At 63.0% G+C, this 227-nt stretch carries 1 protein-coding gene; it reads right to left on the bottom strand.

Annotated features, from left to right (window positions below; genetic code table 11):
- Positions 1-227 (bottom strand): immunoglobulin-like domain-containing protein (locus tag AC25M7_RS25565; RefSeq protein WP_486971649.1); only part of this gene is annotated, 227 nt, incomplete at both ends.

Genomic DNA, 227 nt, shown 5'->3' with positions numbered 1-227 from the left:
CGCCGTTCGACAGGGTGACGGTCAGGTCGTGGTCGAGCTTCTGGCTGACCTTGACGGTGAAGGCCGGCTGCTGGTCTTCGGTGACATCGCCTTTGCCGACGATGGTGACGGTGACCTTGTCGCCCTGGTTGTCGGTGCCTGGAGTGCCAGTGCCCGGCTCGTCGGTCACGGTCGTGGTGACGGTGTTGTCACCCAGAGTCAATTTCTCGAAGTTGTCGCCACCGGCA

The organism is Pseudomonas sp. P106(2024) (genome assembly GCF_057480815.1).
The sequence above is the reverse complement of the archived record's forward strand: the minus strand, read 5'-3'. Positions and strand labels throughout refer to the sequence as shown.